Raw genomic sequence first — 16,477 nt, forward strand, 5'->3', positions numbered from 1 at the left:
AACGCGTACACGATCGCGACCAGCACACCGATCGCCACCACCGCGGCCACATAACGGCCGAAGTGACGGACCGGAATCGCCTTGATGGCCTCGGGAGCCTTGGCGGCCCCCGCGCTCTCGGGGGTCTCGGGGGACGGTGGCGCGTTCATGGTGTCGCCGCCTGTCTTCTTGGTGTCAACGGACACGGGGGTTCCCTTTCAGGGGCTGTTGACGAACGTTCTGGTCCGCGGTCACTTGCCGCCGTTGAGGCCAGCCGTCTTGACGGCGCCCGCCTGGACACCCCACTTCGCGACGATCTTGTCGTACTCGCCGCTCTTGATGATCGCGTTCAGCGCCGCCTGCAGCGCGTCCCGCAGCTGGGTGTTCCCCTTGGCCACCGCGATGCCGTACGGCGCGGCCAGGACCTGGTCACCCACGATCTCGAAGTCCTTGCCGCCGCCCGACGTCTTCACCGCGTACGCGGCCACCGGGAAGTCGGAGGAGCCGGCGTTCGCACCACCCGCGCGCACGCGGGTCTGGGCCTGCTGGTCGTCGTCGAACGACTCGATGGAGAGCTTCTTGCCCGCGGGGCACTTCGTCGCCTGGGCCTTCGCCAGGTCGTGCGAGGTCGTGCCGCGCTGCACGGACACCGTCTTGCCGCACAGGTCGGCCCAGGTCTTGATGCCCTGGGTCTTCCCCTTCGGCGTGTAGACCGAGACACCCGCGTCGAAGTAGTCGACGAAGTCGACGCCCTCGCCGACCTTCTTGCCCGTGTCCGGGTCCACGCCGTTCTCACGGTCCTTCGTGTCCGTCATCGCCGACATCGCGATGTCGTACCGCTTCGACCGCAGACCCGTGACCAGCGTGTCGAAGGTGCCGTTCTGGAACTCGAACTTCACGCCCAGCTGCTTGCCCATGGCGTCCGCCAGGTCCGGGTCGATACCGACCGTGTTCCCGTTCTTGTCCTTGAACTCCACCGGCGCGTACGCGATGTCCGAACCCACCGTGATGACGCCCTTGTCCCGCAGCTCCTTGGGGAGCTTGTCCGCGAGCGGAGCGCTCTTGGTGTCGGCGCCGCCGGCGTTCCCACCCTTGGTCTGGTCACCGCAGCCGGACAGCAGCAGGGCGCCCGCTACCGCGATCGCACCGGTGACGGCCAGCCGTGAGCGGACGGCGGACGTGCGACGAGTGGTGTGTGCGGACATTTCAGATTCCTCCTGCAAGGTGAGGCGGCGACGGTGCACGCCTTGAATGAACCGGTGCTTCGCGAGCGGCGCTACGAGAGGTGTTCGCGAGGCGCCCTTGCCCGGACGACGGTGGGGACCGGCGTTCGGGGTCACCGCGGAGCCATCACAGGGCTGACCCGGCGGTGGCGGTGGTGCATGGGGGGAAAACTGGCCTGACGGACGGAGGCGTCCGTACGGGCTCGGACGGATGCCGCGACCCCTACGGACGATTCATGCCGGCGCGCTCGTCAGCACACGGCATGAGCCAGTGAGGCGCTCTCTGAGGGTGACGAGAGCGACATCAGGCTAGCCTCGGAATGGATTCATGCATAGACCCATCTTGTGAATACGTATCGTCAGCAGGAATTCACCTGGGGCGGCACTGGTCCTGACCTGGCCCGGGACCCGGAACCCCACGCGGACCAGGGACTTCGCGCCCCGCATTCATGTAATAGGCACTGAATAGGAGGGCCTGTTTCCGAAGCTCACGGGCCGACTCGCTGGCCACAAGGAGTGAAGCCCAGGGCCTCGAGGAGTGAAGCTCAAGGGGTCGCAAGGGGTTACAAGGAGTTATGAGGCGTAACGCAAAAAGGACCCCGGCCGTAAGGCCGAGATCCTTTTCTGATGGTGTCCGAGGGGGGACTTGAACCCCCACGCCCGATAAAGGGCACTAGCACCTCAAGCTAGCGCGTCTGCCATTCCGCCACCCGGACAAGGTGTCTGTCGCCCGGCCGGGGTGTTCCCCGCGGCGACATGGACAACAATACCAAGGTTTCGGAGTGCCTTTCACCTGCGTATCCGTCCGCCCGGCGGCACCTCCGGAGGGCGGGATCCGGGCCGCCCGGGGTCTCGCTGTGCGTAGCGATCCGGTCACGCGGATCGTCAGCGAACCGAAGCGTGCTCACCTCGCGGGCGGTCGGGTACGCGGAGGTGTTCGGGGCGATCACGGTCGACGTGGGGCGGCAGCGGTTCGTTCCGGTGAAAGGCTTCGGGGGCCACGGCGAGGCAGCGCTGCCAGGCGTCGTTCCAGGAGGTGCCTGCTTTGAGGGTGGTTGCCATCGGGGGTTCTCCGCTGACGGTGGGCGGTCGGGGCGGGGGAAGTGCGTGGCTGGGGCGCGGATGAAACGGGTGACGGGGAGGTGCCCGGTTGGGCGCCCTCCCCGTACCTGTGCCGGTGGCACGCTTTCGGCGTCCGCGCTAGCGCCGGCGCCGGTGGCGCGTTTCCGCGTCCCCGCTAGCGCGCCAGTCGGTCGAGCACCAGGCGGGCGGTTTCCGTCGGGGTTGAGCCGACCGCTACTCCGGCCGCTTCCAGGGCTTCCTTCTTGGCCTGTGCCGTGCCGGAGGAGCCGGAGACGATCGCGCCGGCGTGGCCCATGGTCTTGCCCTCGGGGGCGGTGAATCCGGCGATGTAGCCGACGACGGGCTTGGTGACGTGGTCGCGTACATAGGCCGCCGCGCGCTCCTCCGCGTCGCCGCCGATCTCGCCGATGAGGACGATGAGTTCGGTGTCCGGGTCGTCCTGGAACGCTTCGAGGCAGTCGATGTGTGTCGTGCCGATGACGGGGTCGCCGCCGATGCCGACGCAGGTCGAGAAGCCGATGTCGCGCAGCTCGTACATGAGCTGGTAGGTGAGGGTGCCCGACTTGGAGACGAGGCCGACGCGGCCGGGCTTGGTGATGTCGGAGGGGATGATGCCGGCGTTGGACTGTCCTGGGGTGATCAGGCCGGGGCAGTTGGGGCCGATGACGCGGGTGCCCTGGGCGCGGGCGTGGGCCTGGAAGGCGACGGCGTCGTGGACGGGGATGCCCTCGGTGATGACGACGGCGAGGGGGATGCGGGCGTCGGCGGCCTCGGTGACGGCGGCCTTGGCGAAGGCGGGCGGCACGAAGACGATGGTGACGTCGGCGCCGGTGGCCTCCATTCCCTCGGCGACCGAGCCGAAGACGGGCACAGCGCGGTCGTCGAAATCGACGCTCCGGCCGGCCTTGCGCGGGTTGACGCCGCCGACGACGTTCGTTCCGGCGGCGAGCATCCGGCGGGTGTGCTTCATGCCCTCGGCGCCGGTCATGCCCTGGACGAGGACCTTGCTCTCCTTGGTGAGGTAGATCGCCATGTCCCGGCTCCTTACTGCGCGTTGGCGAGGTCGGCGGCCCGGCGCGCGGCGCCGTCCATGGTGGTGGCCTGTTCGACGAGGGGGTGGGCGCGGCCGTCGAGGATGGACCGGCCGGCCGCGGCGTTGTTCCCGTCGAGGCGGACGACGAGCGGTTTGGTGAGCCGGACGGTCTCCAGGGCCTGGACGATTCCGTCGGCGACGGCGTCGCAGGCGGTGATGCCGCCGAAGACGTTCACGAAGACGGACTTGACGGCCGGGTCGGAGAGGATGACGGAGAGGCCGTCGGCCATGATCTGGGCGGAGGCGCCGCCGCCGATGTCGAGGAAGTTGGCGGGGCGGGCGCCGCAGCCGGCGACGACGTCGAGGGTCGACATGACGAGTCCGGCGCCGTTGCCGATGATGCCGACCTCGCCGTCGAGCTTGACGTAGTTGAGGCCCTTGGCGGCGGCGGCCGCTTCGAGGGCGTCGTCGTGGGCGGCCTCCTGGTCGCCCCAACGCGCCTGGCGGAAGCGGGCGTTGTCGTCGAGGGTGACCTTGCCGTCGAGGGCGAGGATCTGGCCGCCGGTCGTCTTCACGAGGGGATTCACCTCGACGAGTACGGCGTCCTCGCGGACCAGGACGTCCCAGAGGCGGACGAGGACGTCGACGGTCTGGGCCGGCAGCCCGGCCTCCTCGGCGATCTGCGCGGCCTTCGCCGTGGTGACGCCCTCCGCCGGGTCGACGATGACGCGGGCGACGGCCTCGGGCCGGGTGGCCGCGACCTCCTCGATCTCCATGCCGCCCTCGGCGGAGGCGATGGCGAGGAAGCGGCCGGCCGCGCGGTCGAGCACGTAGGAGACGTAGAACTCGCTCTCTATCTCCACCGGTTGGGCCAGCATCACCTTGCCGACGGTGTGGCCCTTGATGTCCATGCCGAGGATCTGGCGCGCGGTCAGTTCGGCCGCCGCCGGGTCGGCGGCGAGTTTGACGCCGCCCGCCTTGCCGCGCCCGCCGGTCTTCACCTGCGCCTTGACGACGACGCGGCCGCCGAGCCTGCGGGCGAGCTCACGGGCCTCCCTGGGTGTGCCGGTGACTTCCGCCCTCGGCACCAAGATGCCGTGTTCTTCGAACAGTTCCCTTGCCTGGTACTCGTACAGGTCCATCTTCGGCTCCTGTCGTAAAAGTGCCGCACGCCCCCTGGACACCGACCCACCCGATGCGGGATAACAAGTTCATACAGTATTCGTCGACTGTATGCAATGTACTCGACAGCGCACCACTCCCCTACGAAGGGACAGGACTTCGCCATGCCCGACGACAGCCAGGAACTCATCTCCGGTGGTCATCTGGTCGCCAAGGCGCTCAAGGCAGAGGGTGTGGAGGTCATCTACACCCTCTGCGGCGGTCACATCATCGACATCTACGACGGCTGCGTGGACGAAGGCATTGAAGTCGTCGACGTCCGCCACGAGCAGGTGGCCGCGCACGCCGCCGACGGGTACGCGCGCATCACCGGCAAGCCCGGCTGCGCCGTCGTCACCGCGGGTCCCGGCACCACCGACGCCGTCACCGGTGTCGCGAACGCCTTCCGCGCGGAGTCACCGATGCTCCTGATCGGCGGTCAGGGAGCGCACACCCAGCACAAGATGGGTTCGCTCCAGGACCTCCCGCACGTCGACATGATGACGCCGATCACGAAGTTCGCCGCGACGGTGCCGGACACCGCGCGCGCCGCCGACATGGTGTCGATGGCGTTCCGCGAGTGCTACCACGGCGCCCCCGGCCCGTCCTTCCTGGAGATCCCGCGCGACGTCCTCGACGCCAAGGTGCCGGTCGAGAAGGCCCGCGTGCCCGAGGCGGGCCGCTACCGTGCCTCGACCCGCTCGGCCGGTGACCCGGAGTCCGTCGAGAAGCTCGCCGACCTCCTCGTGCACGCGGAGAAGCCGGCGATCCTGCTCGGCGGACAGGTGTGGACGACCCGCGGCACCGAGGACGCCATCGAACTCGTCCGGACGCTCAACGTCCCGGCGTACATGAACGGCGCGGGCCGCGGCACCCTGCCGCCCGGCGACCCGCACCACTTCCAGCTCTCGCGGCGCTACGCCTTCTCCAACGCCGACCTCATCATCATCGTCGGCACGCCCTTCGACTTCCGCATGGGCTACGGCAAGCGTCTCTCCCCCGACGCGACGGTCGTCCAGATCGACCTCGACTACCGCACCGTCGGCAAGAACCGCGACATCGACCTCGGCATCGTCGGTGACGCCGGACTCGTCCTCAAGCAGGTCACCGAGGCCGCCTCCGGGCGGATCAACGGAGGGGCCGGCAGGCGCAAGGAGTGGCTCGACGAGCTGCGCGCCGTCGAGCAGGCCGCGATCGAGAAGCGCCTGCCGAACCTGCGCTCCGACGCCTCGCCGATCCACCCGTACCGGCTGGTCAGCGAGATCAACGACTTCCTCACCGAGGACTCGATCTACATCGGCGACGGCGGCGACATCGTCACCTTCTCCGGGCAGGTCGTGCAGCCCAAGTCGCCGGGTCACTGGATGGACCCGGGCCCGCTCGGCACGCTCGGCGTCGGCATCCCCTTCGTCCTCGCGGCCAAGCAGGCGCGCCCGGACAAGGAGGTCGTCGCGCTCTTCGGTGACGGCGCGTTCTCGCTGACGGGCTGGGACTTCGAGACCCTCGTGCGCTACAACCTCCCCTTCGTCGGGATCGTCGGCAACAACTCGTCGATGAACCAGATCCGTTACGGCCAGAAGGCCAAGTACGGCGACGAGCGCGAGCGCGTCGGCAACACGCTCGGCGACGTCCACTACGACAAGTTCGCCCAGATGCTGGGCGGTTACGGCGAGGAGGTCCGCGACCCGGCGGACATCGCGCCGGCGCTCCAGCGGGCCCGCGAGTCGGGCAAGCCCTCGCTGATCAACGTCTGGGTCGACCCGGACGCGTACGCCCCCGGCACCATGAACCAGACCATGTACAAGTGAGGGGCCCTGCCATGACCAAGGCTCTTGAAGGCATTCGCGTCCTCGACATGACGCACGTCCAGTCCGGCCCCTCCGCCACCCAGCTGCTCGCCTGGCTCGGCGCGGACGTGGTCAAGCTGGAGGCGCCGAGCGGCGACATCACGCGCAAGCAGCTGCGTGACCTGCCGGACGTCGACTCGCTCTACTTCACGATGCTCAACTGCAACAAGCGGAGCATCACCCTCAACACCAAGACCGAGCGCGGCAAGGAGCTCCTCACCGAGCTGATCCGCCGCTCCGACGTCATGGTGGAGAACTTCGGCCCCGGCGCCGTCGACCGCATGGGCTTCACCTGGGAGCGCATCCAGGAGATCAACCCGCGCATCGTCTACGCCTCCATCAAGGGGTTCGGCGACGGCCCGTACACCAACTTCAAGGCGTACGAGGTGGTCGCGCAGGCCATGGGCGGCTCGATGGCCACGACCGGCTTCGAGGACGGTCCGCCGCTCGCCACCGGCGCGCAGATCGGTGACTCCGGGACGGGCATCCACGCGGTCGCCGGCATCCTCGCGGCGCTGTTCCAGCGCGAGACCACCGGGCGCGGCCAGCGTGTGAACGTGGCGATGCAGCACGCCGTGCTGAACCTCTGCCGCGTCAAGCTGCGCGACCAGCAGCGCCTGACCCACGGCCCGCTGGCCGAGTACCCGAACGAGAACTTCGGGGACGAGGTGCCGCGCTCCGGCAACGCGTCGGGCGGCGGCCAGCCCGGCTGGGCCGTCAAGTGCGCGCCCGGCGGCCCGAACGACTACGTGTACGTCATCGTGCAGCCCGTCGGCTGGGCGCCGCTGAGCGAGCTGATCGGGCGGCCCGAGCTGGCGGAGGACCCGGACTGGGCCACGCCCGAGGTGCGGCTCCCCAAGCTCAACAAGATGTTCCAGCTCATCGAGGAGTGGACCTCGACCCTGCCCAAGTGGGAGGTGCTTGAGCGGCTCAACGCGCACAACATCCCGTGCGGTCCGATCCTCTCCACCAAGGAGATCATCGAGGACGAGTCGCTCGTCGCGAACGAGATGGTCGTCGAGGTCCCGCACCCGCAGCGCGGCTCGTTCACCACGGTCGGCTCCCCGCTCAAGCTCTCCGACTCCCCGGTGGAAGTGGTCAGTTCACCGCTGCTCGGCGAGCACAACGCCGAGGTGTTCGTCGGCGAACTGGGACTCGACGACGAGGAACTGCGCCTGCTCAAGTCGAACGGGGTGATCTGATTGATGGCCGAGGACCGTGAGCTCACGGTACGGGCGCTGCTCGACACCGTGCGCGCCGAGGGGCGCAGCTCGCTCACCGCACCCGAGGGCAAGGTGATCGCCGACGCGTACGGGATCTCCGTGCCGGGCGAGGAGCTGGCGACGGACGTGGAGGCGGCGGTCTCGGCGGCCGCGCGCTTCGGCGGGCCCGTCGTGATGAAGATCGTCTCGCCGGACATCCTCCACAAGACCGACGCGGGCGGCGTGATCGTCGGCGTCGAGGGGGCGGCCGACGTCCGGGCCGCGTTCTGCAAGATCGTGAACAACGCGCGGGCGTACAACGCCGAGGCCCGGATCGAGGGCATCCAGGTCCAGGAGCTGCTGCCGACGGGGCCCGACTCGCAGGAGGTCATCGTCGGGGCGGTCACCGACCCGACGTTCGGCAAGGTCGTCGCGTTCGGGCTCGGCGGCGTCCTCGTGGAGGTCCTCAAGGACGTGACGTTCCGGCTCGCGCCGGTCGGCTCGGACGAGGCCGTGTCCATGCTGGACTCGATCCGGGCGGCCGAGGTGCTGCGCGGGGTGCGCGGCGCGCAGCCGGTGGACCGGTGGGCGATCGCCGAGCAGATCCGCCGGGTGTCCCAACTGGTCACCGATTTCCCGGAGATCGCGGAGGTCGACCTCAACCCGGTGATCGCCACGCCGGAGGGTGCCGTCGCCGCGGACATCCGCGTGATCCTCGCCGACGGACCGCCGAAGCAGCGGCGTACGTACTCGCGGGACGAAATCCTGCGGTCGATGCGCCGGCTGATGGAGCCGCGCTCGGTCGCGGTGATCGGCGCGTCCAACGAGCAGGGCAAGATCGGCAACTCGGTGATGCGGAACCTCATCGACGGCGGTTTCTCCGGGGAGATCCACCCGGTGAACCCGAAGGCCGACGACATCCTGGGCCGCAAGGCGTACAAGAGCGTCACGGACGTCCCGGGCGAGGTGGACGTCGCGGTCTTCGCGATCCCCGCCAAGTTCGTGGCGTCGGCCCTCGAAGAGGTGGGCCGCAAGGGCATCCCGAACGCGGTCCTCATCCCGTCCGGCTTCGCCGAAACCGGTGAACAGGCGCTCCAGGACGAGATCGTGGCGATCGGCGAGCGGCACGGCGTGCGGCTGCTCGGCCCGAACATCTACGGCTACTACTCGACGTGGCAGGACCTGTGCGCCACGTTCTGCACGCCGTACGACGTGAAGGGCGGGGTGGCGCTGACCTCGCAGTCCGGGGGCATCGGCATGGCGATCCTCGGCTTCGCGCGCACGACGAAGACGGGTGTGTCCGCGATCGTCGGGCTCGGCAACAAGTCGGACCTGGACGAGGACGACCTGCTGACCTGGTTCGGCGAGGACCCCAACACCAAGTGCATCGCGATGCACCTGGAGGACCTCAAGGACGGGCGGGCCTTCGTGGAGGCGGCGCGGGCGACCGTGCCGAAGAAGCCGGTCGTGGTCCTCAAGGCGGGCCGTACGGCGGCCGGCGCGAAGGCCGCGGGCTCGCACACCGGCGCCCTCGCGGGTGACGACGCCGTGTACGACGACATCCTGAAGCAGGCGGGGGTGATCAGGGCCCCGGGTCTCAACGAGATGCTGGAGTACGCGCGGGCCCTGCCGGTCCTGCCCACGCCGAAGGGCGACAACGTCGTCATCATCACCGGCGCCGGCGGCTCGGGCGTGCTGCTGTCGGACGCGGTGACCGACAACGGCCTGAAGCTGATGGAGATCCCGGACGACCTCGACGCGGCGTTCCGGGCGTTCATCCCGCCGTTCGGGGCGGCCGGCAACCCGGTCGACATCACGGGCGGCGAGCCCCCGTCGACGTACGAGGCGACGATCAGGCTCGGTCTGGAGGACCCGCGGATCCATTCGCTCGTCCTCGGGTACTGGCACACCATCGTCACCCCGCCCATGGTGTTCGCGGAGCTGACGGCCAAGGTCGTCGCCGAGTTCCGGGAACGTGGCATCGAGAAGCCCGTGGTGGCGTCGCTCGCGGGTGACGTCGAGGTCGAGGAGGCGTGCCAGTACCTCTACGAGCGGGGTGTGGTCGCGTACCCGTACACGACGGAGAAGCCGGTCGCGGTGCTCGGCGCGAAGTACCGGTGGGCCCGGGCGGCGAAGCTCCTGTGACGCGGACCTACGAGGAACCGGCCGGGGGTCCGGGGGTTGCCCCCGGGCGACACACCGCCCGGTGGGCCCGTGCGGCGGGGCTGTTGGGGGGCGGTTCATGAGGTGAGGGACGTGGGGCCGGCCGGTGGTGCGCGCCGGCCGGCCCCGGGACCCGGGCGCACACGGAACACCGCTGAAAGACCGGACAGGGGGCGCTGGCCAGATCTTTCGACGCAAGGGGTGCGACCGTCATGAAATCCACCGGCCTACCGGGCTCGATCCCGTACAGAGAGGTGACGGACCACAACGGACGCCTGTACCGCATCGGTGAGACCGATCGGGACATCATGGGGCGGCCACGCTGGACCATGGTGCTCTTCCCCTGGCTGGGGATGCTCGGCATCAGCTCGTCCGAGTACGCCTTCACGTCCGCCGAGGAGACCCTGCACGAGGCCCATCTGTGGAACAGCGGGCACATCTTCTGGCTGATGGGTGTCTGGGTGTTCTTCCAGGCCGCCGTCGCCTTCCCCGCCGGGCAGCTACGGGAGAGCGGCCGGCTGCCCGCGCGCCACGCCATGTTCCTCGGCGCCTGCGGCACGCTCCTCGGCTATCTGTCGCTCGCGTACGCGCCGCACGTGATCGTCGCCTACATCGGCTTCGGCATGTTCAGCGGCATCGGCGCCGGCCTCGTCTACGCAACCTGCGTGAACATGGTCGGCAAGTGGTACCCGGAGCGCAAGGGCGGCAAGACCGGCATGGTCAACGGCGGTTTCGCCTACGGCTCGGTGCCCTTCGTGTTCCTGTTCACGTCGTACATGGACCTGAGCAACTACGAGAACGTCCTGGTCCTCGTCGGCGTGATCTGCTGCGCCGTCGTCGCGTTCGCGGGCTGGTTCTTCAAGGACCCGCCGAAGGGCTGGTGGCCCGCCCACGCGGACCCGCTCAAGCTCTCGGACGACCCGAAGGTGCGGCGCGCGCTGGCGAAGAACCCGCCGGCCGTGAAGCAGTACACCCCCAGGGAGGCGGCCCGGACGCCCGTCCTGTGGATGATGTGGTTCTGTCTGCTGTGCACGGCGGGCATCAACATCTTCGGCATCGCCTTCCAGGTGCCGTTCGGGAAGGACATGGGCTTCGCCGGAGGGGTCGTCGCCACGGCGATGTCGCTGAAGGCGATCGTGAACGGCACGGGCCGCGGCGTCATCGGCTGGATCTCCGACCGCTTCGGCCGCCGCAACACGCTCATCATCGTCTGTCTCGTCCTCGGCTCCGCCCAGTTCGGGGTGCTGGCCTCCGGATCGATGGGCAGTATGCCGTTCTTCCTGATCTGCTCGATGGTCTCCGGGTTCGGCGGCGGCGCGATCTTCCCGCTGTTCGCGGCCATGACGGCGGACTACTTCGGCGAGAACAACAACGCCTCCAACTACGGGATGGTCTACAGCTCGAAGCTGATCTCGGGCCTCGTGGGGTCCGGACTCGGCGCCGTCGTGGTCGGTGCGTGGGACTACGAGGGCGCCTTCGTCATCGCGGGGTCCATCGGGATCGCCTCCGCGTTCCTCGCACTGTTCCTCAAGGCGCCGGGCAGGCCGAAACCGCTGCGCCGCATCGTTCCCAACCCGCAACCGCTCGGTGAGGAGATGGCTTGACATGGCGACTGAGCCCATCGCCGCAGGCAGCACCACATCAGGCACCGGTACGAAGTACCAGGAGATCACCGACGAGAACGGCCGCGTCTTCCGCGTAGGCGAGACGGACCGCGACATCCTCGGCCATTCCCGTAAGTTCATGGTGTATCTGCCATGGGTCGCGATGATGGCCATCAGCGTTTCCGAGTACGCGTACGGCTCGGCGGAGGACACGTTGTCCCACGCCCACGGCTGGACGCAGTCGAACACCTTCTGGATCCTGAGCGTCTGGGTGTTCTTCCAGGCAGGTATCGCCTTCCCCGCCGGCTGGCTGCGGGAGAAGGGCATCGTGACCGCCCGTCAGGCCATGTTGGCCGGCGCGTTCCTGTGCATGGTCGGGTTCATCGCCCTGTCCCACCTCAGCAACGTGTGGCTGGCGATCCTCGGGTTCGGTGTCATCGGCGGGCTCGGGTCCGGGCTCGTCTACTCGACCTGCATCAACATGGTCGGCAAGTGGTTCCCGGAGCGGAAGGGCGCGCGGACCGGGTTCGTGAACGGCGGCTTCGCCTACGGTTCGCTGCCGTTCATCTTCATCTTCAACTACGCCTTCGACACGTCGAACTACCACCGCGTGCTCGACCTGATCGGCGCGTACGTGCTGGTCGTGGTCCTGGTCTGCGCGTTCTTCTTCCGGGACCCGCCGAAGAACTGGTGGCCGCACGACGTCGACCCGCTCGCCAAGTCCGGGTCGGCGAAGCACGCGCGGTCCCTCGCGAAGAACCCGCCGGCGGTGCGCCAGTTCACCCCGACGGAAGCCATCAGGACCGGGATGCTGCCGCTCATGTGGTTCAGCCTGGTGCTGACGGCGGGTGTGTCCATCTTCGGCATCTCGTTCCAGGTGGACTTCGCGAAGCAGGTCGGCTTCGGGCCTCTGGTGGCGGCGTCGTCGATGGGTGTCATGGCCGTCATCAACGGCGTCGGCCGTGCCGTCGTCGGCTGGATGTCGGACGTGTGGGGCCGCAAGTTCAGTCTGGTGCTCGTGATCGTCGTGCTGGGGCTCGCGCAGTTCGGTGTGATCTGGGCGGGTGACATCAAGAGCGAGTGGCTGTTCCTGGTCTTCGCGTTCCTGTCGGGCTTCGGCGGCGGCGCGTTCTACCCGATGTTCGCGGCGCTGACCCCGGACTACTTCGGCGAGAACTACAACGCCACCAACTACGGGCTCGTGTACAGCGGGAAGCTCATCAGCGGCCTGTTCGGCGGCGGGCTCGGCTCGCTGGTGGTCTCCGCGTGGGGCTACAACGGGGCGTACGCGCTGGCCGGTGGCATCTCGATGGTGGCGGCGGCGGTCGCGCTGCTGCTGCGGCAGCCGGGGCGGGACACCGTGACGGCGTAGACATCTGCACGGCATGAGAGGGGCCCGGCCAACTGGCCGGGCCCCTCTCATGTGTCCGGCGCTACTCGCGCAGCGCGGCCATGTTGTCGTAGCCGATCCTCGCGTGCTTCAGGGACTGGCCGAGGTCGGTGGAGCTGGGCGCGTTGTCCTGCTCGACCATCGGGTTGTGGTAGTTCTTCGCGCCGACGCGGCTGAAGAAGGTCCGGTAGTCGATGACGCCCTCGCCGAACGGCACCATGTCGTAGCCCATGCCGTTCGTCGTGTTGACGGTGCCGTCCTTGGCGTGGAACAGCGGGTAGCGCTTGTTGTGGGCGCGTACGAGAGCCGCCGGGTCGAAGACGTTCTCCTGCTCGGAGCCGTCGTGGGCGGTGTGGGTGTGGAACTTGTACTGGGCCACGTGCGCCCAGAAGATGTCCATCTCCAGCCAGACCGTCTTCGGATCGGTGACCTGGAGGAAGTACTCCAGCTTGCGGATGCCGGAGCTGCGGGTCGGGCGGCCCTGCGCGTCGAGGGGGCCGCCGTCGAGCAGGAAGCCGTAGGCCGCGTCGTGGTTGTGCGTGTAGAGCTTGATGCCCGCCTTGCCGGCGATGGCGCCGAGGGTGTTCCACTTGTCGGCGGCGGTGTCCCAGTCGGCGCGGTAGGCGCTGCCGGTGGGGTCGCCGCCGGTGCCCATGTGCTCCATGCCGAGGATGTTGGCGATCTCCAGGTGCTTCTTGAACGTGTCGAGGTCGCTCTGGGTGAGCGGCCACGAGCCGGGGATGAAGCCGTGGTTGCCCTGGGCGCGCAGCCCGTACTCGTCGAGCCAGGAGCGCAGCATCTTGGCGCCCTCGACGGACTCCAGGTTCGCGCCGCCGGGCGCGTTGGCGTGCTGGCCGTAGCCGGCGAACTCGACCTGCCGGTAGCCGTAGCGGGCCAGTTCCTTGAAGACCTCGCGGAAGCCGGACGGCAGGTCGGAGGCGAGCGGGTCTCTGCCGGTGGCGTCGCGCACGGTGTAGAGGATGATGCCGCGCTTGTCCGACGGGACGAGGGCGAGGCCTTCGCCCCGGTCGCTGCCGGGCGGCGCGGTCTGGGCGAGGGCCGGTGAGGCGCCGAAGACGGGGGCGGCCACGGCGGCGGTCGCGGCGGCGGTGCAGGTGCTCAGGAATCGGCGGCGGCTGACGCCCAGCGTGCGGCGCAGGGCGTCGCCGGTCGCGGATTCGTCGTTGAACGCGGTCACGGTGTCTCTCTTTCTTGCAAGGGGCCTCGTCCGAGGCCGGCCAGGTCGAGCAACAGCGATTTCACGTCGGTGGCCGCGACACGGCCGGTGACGGCGCGGGGGGTGGAGCAGAGGATGAGCGGACCGTCGGGGCTGTCGTCGCTCACGGGGAGGCGGCCGTGGCTGCCGCGGATCGGTGCGGGGTCCAGGGGGACGACCGCCATGCGGTAGCGCATACCGAGCTTCTTGCGGGCCAGGGCCCCGGCGGCCTTCACCTTGACGTAGGGGTCCTGGGGGTCCATGAACAGCTCGACGGGGTCGTAGCCGGGTTTGCGGTGGATCTCGACGAGCTGCGCGAAGTCGGGCGCGCGGTCGTCGTCGAGCCAGTAGTAGTACGTGAACCAGGCGTCGGGTTCGGCGACGGCGACGAGTTCCCCGGAGCGGGGGTGGTCGAGGTGGTGGGCCTTCTTGCCCTCGTCGCCGAGGAGTTGCTCGATCCCTGGCACGTCCTCGAGCACCGCGCGGACCGTTTCCATGTCTTCGGGACGGCTTACGTAGATGTGGGCGATCTGGTGGTCGGCGACCGCGAACGCCCGCGATGTCATCGGGTCGAGGTACTCCATGCCGTCCTGCGTGTGCACTTCGAGGAGTCCGGCGCGGCGCAGGGCGCGGTTGATGTCGACGGGCCGGTCCACGCGGGTGATGCCGTACTCGGAGAGGACGACGACGGTGCGTCCCTCGGCGTGTGCGTCGTCGAGGAGCGGGGCGAGTGCCGCGTCGAGGTCGGCGGCGGCCTGGTGGGAGCGGGGGTCGTCGGGGCCGTAGCGCTGGAGGTCGTAGTCGAGGTGGGGGACGTAGGCGAGTGCGAGGTCGGGCCGGCGAGTGGCGAGGATGTGGCGGGTCGCGTCGATGATCCACCGGCTGGAGACGAGGTCGGCGCCGGGTCCCCAGAAGTGGAACAGGGGGAACGTGCCGAGTTTTTCGGTGAGTTCGTCGTGCAGGGCGGGCGGCCGGGTGTAGCAGTCGGGTTCCTTGCGGCCGTCGGCGTAGTACACGGGCCGGGGTGTCACGGTGATGTCGGTGTCGGCGCCCATCGCGTACCACCAGCAGATGTTGGCGACGGTGTAGCCGGGGTGGCTGCGGCGGGCCGCGTCCCAGAGTTTGTCGCCGGCGACGAGCCCGTTGTGCTGACGCCACAGGAGTACGTCGCCCAGCTCGCGGAAGTACCAGCCGTTGGCGACGATGCCGTGCTCGGAGGGCATCGTGCCGGTGAGGAACGTGGACTGGGCGGCGCAGGTGACGGCGGGCAGCACGGTGCCGAGGTGGGCCTCAGAGCCGGAGCGGGCGAGGGCGGTGAGGTGGGGCATGTGGTCGAGGAGCCTCGGGGTGAGCCCAACGACGTCCAGGACGAGGAGCGGATTGGCGGCGTCAACTGGCGTGCCGGTCATGGGAGTTCCTTCAGGCCGAGGTCCGTCAGGAGGTCACGGGCGAGGGTGAGTTCGGCGGCGATGCCGTCGGCGAGCTGGGCGCGGCCGCGTGGGCGCAGCTCGGACGGGAGCGCCTGCCAGGTGTAGGTCTCGACCTCCAGGTGGCGGGTGCGCGGGTGTGCGCCGCCGACCAGGCGGGTCAGGGTGTCCTGGAGCACGGGCAGCGTGGAGGTGAGGGGCGCGGCGGGCGCGGCGTGCAGGGGTACGTGGAAGTGGGCGCGCCAGGGCGTGGTGTCGGGGAGCGCGCCGCCGGCAAGCGCTTCGCCGAGGTCGTCGGTGCCGCGCAGCCCTTCGGGGGTGAGGGCGCGGGTCTGGTGCAGGAAGCGGGGTTCGTCGAACGCGGCGAGCGCCTCGCGGACCTCGGGCCGTGCGGGGTGCTCGGCGTGCAGGGCGGCGGAGAGCTGGGACTTGACTACGGGGATACGGGCGGCGGCGAGCGCGTCGAGGGCGGTGCCGGGGTCCTCGAAGGACGTGGCGAGGTGGCAGGTGTCGACGCACACGCCGATGCGGTCGCGGGCCACGGCGGTGAGCGGGGCTATGGCGTCGCCGGTCGTCTCGACTGTGCAGCCCGGCTCGGGTTCTAGCCCTACGCGGATCGAGCGGCCGGTCAGCTCCTCCAGGGCGTCGAGCCGCCCGGCGAGCGTGGTGAGCGCGGCATGGGCGAGGTCCCAGCGGGCCGGGTCGTAGGCGGTGCGCCAGGCGAGGGGCAGCGTGGAGATGGTGCCCTCGGTGACGTCGGACGGAAGCAATGCGGCGAGCAGCCGGGCCAGGTCGGCGGTGTGCGCGAGACGTTCGGGGTCGGCCCAATCAGGCTTGTACACACGGTACTTGACCTCTTCGGCGCCGAATCCCTCGTACGGGAAGCCGTTGAGGGTGACGACTTCGAGGCCGCGGCGGTCGAGTTCCGTACGCAGTCCGCGCAGGGCGGCGGGGTCGGTGCCGAGGGCGCGGGCGGCGTCCTTGGCGAGCCACAGGCCGATGCCGAGCCGGTCGCGGCCGAGGCGCTTGCGGACGGGTTCGCAGTGGTCGCGCAGCTGGGCGAGCACGCCGTCGAGGGTCTCGGCGGGGTGGACGTTGGTGCAGTACGCGAGGTGGACGGTGGAGCCGTCGGGGTGCCGGAAGCGCATC

At 69.4% G+C, this 16,477-nt stretch carries 11 protein-coding genes, 1 tRNA gene and 1 pseudogene; 5 read left to right on the top strand and 8 right to left on the bottom strand.

From position 1 onward, the window contains the following. The 5 genes and pseudogenes from ABZ893_RS03620 to sucC all read right to left on the bottom strand — a co-directional run. Window positions 1-149 (bottom strand): annotated as a pseudogene (locus ABZ893_RS03620) (amino acid ABC transporter permease); the annotation flags it as partial. Between the two features lie 81 nt (window positions 150-230). After that, the gene (locus ABZ893_RS03625; protein ID WP_361396156.1) at window positions 231-1,184 is read right to left on the bottom strand and encodes an ABC transporter substrate-binding protein; all 954 of its coding nucleotides are present in this window, start codon (window positions 1,182-1,184) and stop codon (window positions 231-233) included. Window positions 1,185-1,830: 646 nt separating this feature from the next. After that, window positions 1,831-1,918, bottom strand: a tRNA-Leu gene (locus ABZ893_RS03630). Window positions 1,919-2,439: 521 nt separating this feature from the next. Further along, window positions 2,440-3,318 carry a succinate--CoA ligase subunit alpha gene (gene sucD, locus ABZ893_RS03635; RefSeq protein WP_361396158.1) on the bottom strand — a complete coding sequence of 293 codons (879 nt, stop codon included), beginning with the start codon at window positions 3,316-3,318 and terminating at the stop codon, window positions 2,440-2,442. Window positions 3,319-3,329: 11 nt separating this feature from the next. Next, window positions 3,330-4,460 (bottom strand): ADP-forming succinate--CoA ligase subunit beta, encoded by a 1,131-nt coding sequence (gene sucC, locus ABZ893_RS03640; protein ID WP_361396160.1) that lies wholly within the window; start codon window positions 4,458-4,460, stop codon window positions 3,330-3,332. A gap of 144 nt (window positions 4,461-4,604) precedes the next feature. On the opposite strand from sucC, the gene ABZ893_RS03645 reads away from it, so the two are divergent. The 5 genes from ABZ893_RS03645 (at window position 4,605) to ABZ893_RS03665 (ending at window position 12,667) form a co-directional block, all read left to right on the top strand. Then, complete coding sequence (locus tag ABZ893_RS03645) at window positions 4,605-6,287, top strand: thiamine pyrophosphate-binding protein (protein ID WP_361396165.1); 1,683 nt, start codon at window positions 4,605-4,607, stop codon at window positions 6,285-6,287. 11 nt (window positions 6,288-6,298) lie between these two features. Further along, on the top strand, window positions 6,299-7,528 hold the full coding sequence (gene frc, locus ABZ893_RS03650) for a formyl-CoA transferase (protein WP_361396169.1): 1,230 nt from the start codon (window positions 6,299-6,301) through the stop codon (window positions 7,526-7,528). A gap of 3 nt (window positions 7,529-7,531) precedes the next feature. Continuing rightward, window positions 7,532-9,673, top strand: a complete 2,142-nt coding sequence (locus ABZ893_RS03655) for an acetate--CoA ligase family protein (RefSeq protein WP_361396172.1) — start codon at window positions 7,532-7,534, stop codon at window positions 9,671-9,673. A 230-nt stretch (window positions 9,674-9,903) separates the two neighbouring features. Next, a complete protein-coding gene (locus ABZ893_RS03660; RefSeq protein WP_361396174.1) occupies window positions 9,904-11,295 on the top strand; it encodes an OFA family MFS transporter in 1,392 nt (463 codons plus the stop codon). 1 nt (window position 11,296) lies between these two features. Beyond that, window positions 11,297-12,667: an OFA family MFS transporter gene (locus ABZ893_RS03665; RefSeq protein WP_361396177.1), complete on the top strand. Its 1,371-nt coding sequence runs from the start codon at window positions 11,297-11,299 to the stop codon at window positions 12,665-12,667. Window positions 12,668-12,728: 61 nt separating this feature from the next. Here ABZ893_RS03665 and ABZ893_RS03670 read toward each other — a convergent pair whose 3' ends face one another. From ABZ893_RS03670 to eboE, 3 genes are read right to left on the bottom strand one after another with little or no spacing between them, the layout of a single operon-like run. Further along, window positions 12,729-13,883, bottom strand: a complete 1,155-nt coding sequence (locus tag ABZ893_RS03670) for a sugar phosphate isomerase/epimerase family protein (RefSeq protein WP_361396181.1) — start codon at window positions 13,881-13,883, stop codon at window positions 12,729-12,731. After that, the gene (locus ABZ893_RS03675) at window positions 13,880-15,310 is read right to left on the bottom strand and encodes a nucleotide pyrophosphatase/phosphodiesterase family protein (protein WP_361396184.1); all 1,431 of its coding nucleotides are present in this window, start codon (window positions 15,308-15,310) and stop codon (window positions 13,880-13,882) included. Before ABZ893_RS03675 ends, ABZ893_RS03670 begins: the two co-directional genes overlap by 4 nt. After that, a complete protein-coding gene (eboE, locus tag ABZ893_RS03680) occupies window positions 15,307-16,476 on the bottom strand; it encodes a metabolite traffic protein EboE (RefSeq protein ID WP_361396187.1) in 1,170 nt (389 codons plus the stop codon). Before eboE ends, ABZ893_RS03675 begins: the two co-directional genes overlap by 4 nt. Window position 16,477: the final 1 nt, after the last annotated feature.

Origin of the sequence: Streptomyces sp. NPDC046821, from assembly GCF_040645335.1 — a bacterium.
Taxonomy (GTDB): domain Bacteria; phylum Actinomycetota; class Actinomycetes; order Streptomycetales; family Streptomycetaceae; genus Streptomyces.

Excerpts from the sequence above, each read along its gene's own strand:
- ABZ893_RS03625 (WP_361396156.1), bottom strand. The coding sequence starts at position 1,184 with ATGTCCGCACACACCACTCGTCGCACGTCCGCCGTCCGCTCACGGCTG.
- sucD (WP_361396158.1), bottom strand. The coding sequence starts at position 3,318 with ATGGCGATCTACCTCACCAAGGAGAGCAAGGTCCTCGTCCAGGGCATG.
- sucC (WP_361396160.1), bottom strand. The coding sequence starts at position 4,460 with ATGGACCTGTACGAGTACCAGGCAAGGGAACTGTTCGAAGAACACGGC.
- ABZ893_RS03645 (WP_361396165.1), top strand. The coding sequence starts at position 4,605 with ATGCCCGACGACAGCCAGGAACTCATCTCCGGTGGTCATCTGGTCGCC.
- frc (WP_361396169.1), top strand. The coding sequence starts at position 6,299 with ATGACCAAGGCTCTTGAAGGCATTCGCGTCCTCGACATGACGCACGTC.
- ABZ893_RS03655 (WP_361396172.1), top strand. The coding sequence starts at position 7,532 with ATGGCCGAGGACCGTGAGCTCACGGTACGGGCGCTGCTCGACACCGTG.
- ABZ893_RS03660 (WP_361396174.1), top strand. The coding sequence starts at position 9,904 with ATGAAATCCACCGGCCTACCGGGCTCGATCCCGTACAGAGAGGTGACG.
- ABZ893_RS03665 (WP_361396177.1), top strand. The coding sequence starts at position 11,297 with ATGGCGACTGAGCCCATCGCCGCAGGCAGCACCACATCAGGCACCGGT.
- ABZ893_RS03675 (WP_361396184.1), bottom strand. The coding sequence starts at position 15,310 with ATGACCGGCACGCCAGTTGACGCCGCCAATCCGCTCCTCGTCCTGGAC.
- eboE (WP_361396187.1), bottom strand. The coding sequence starts at position 16,476 with ATGCGCTTCCGGCACCCCGACGGCTCCACCGTCCACCTCGCGTACTGC.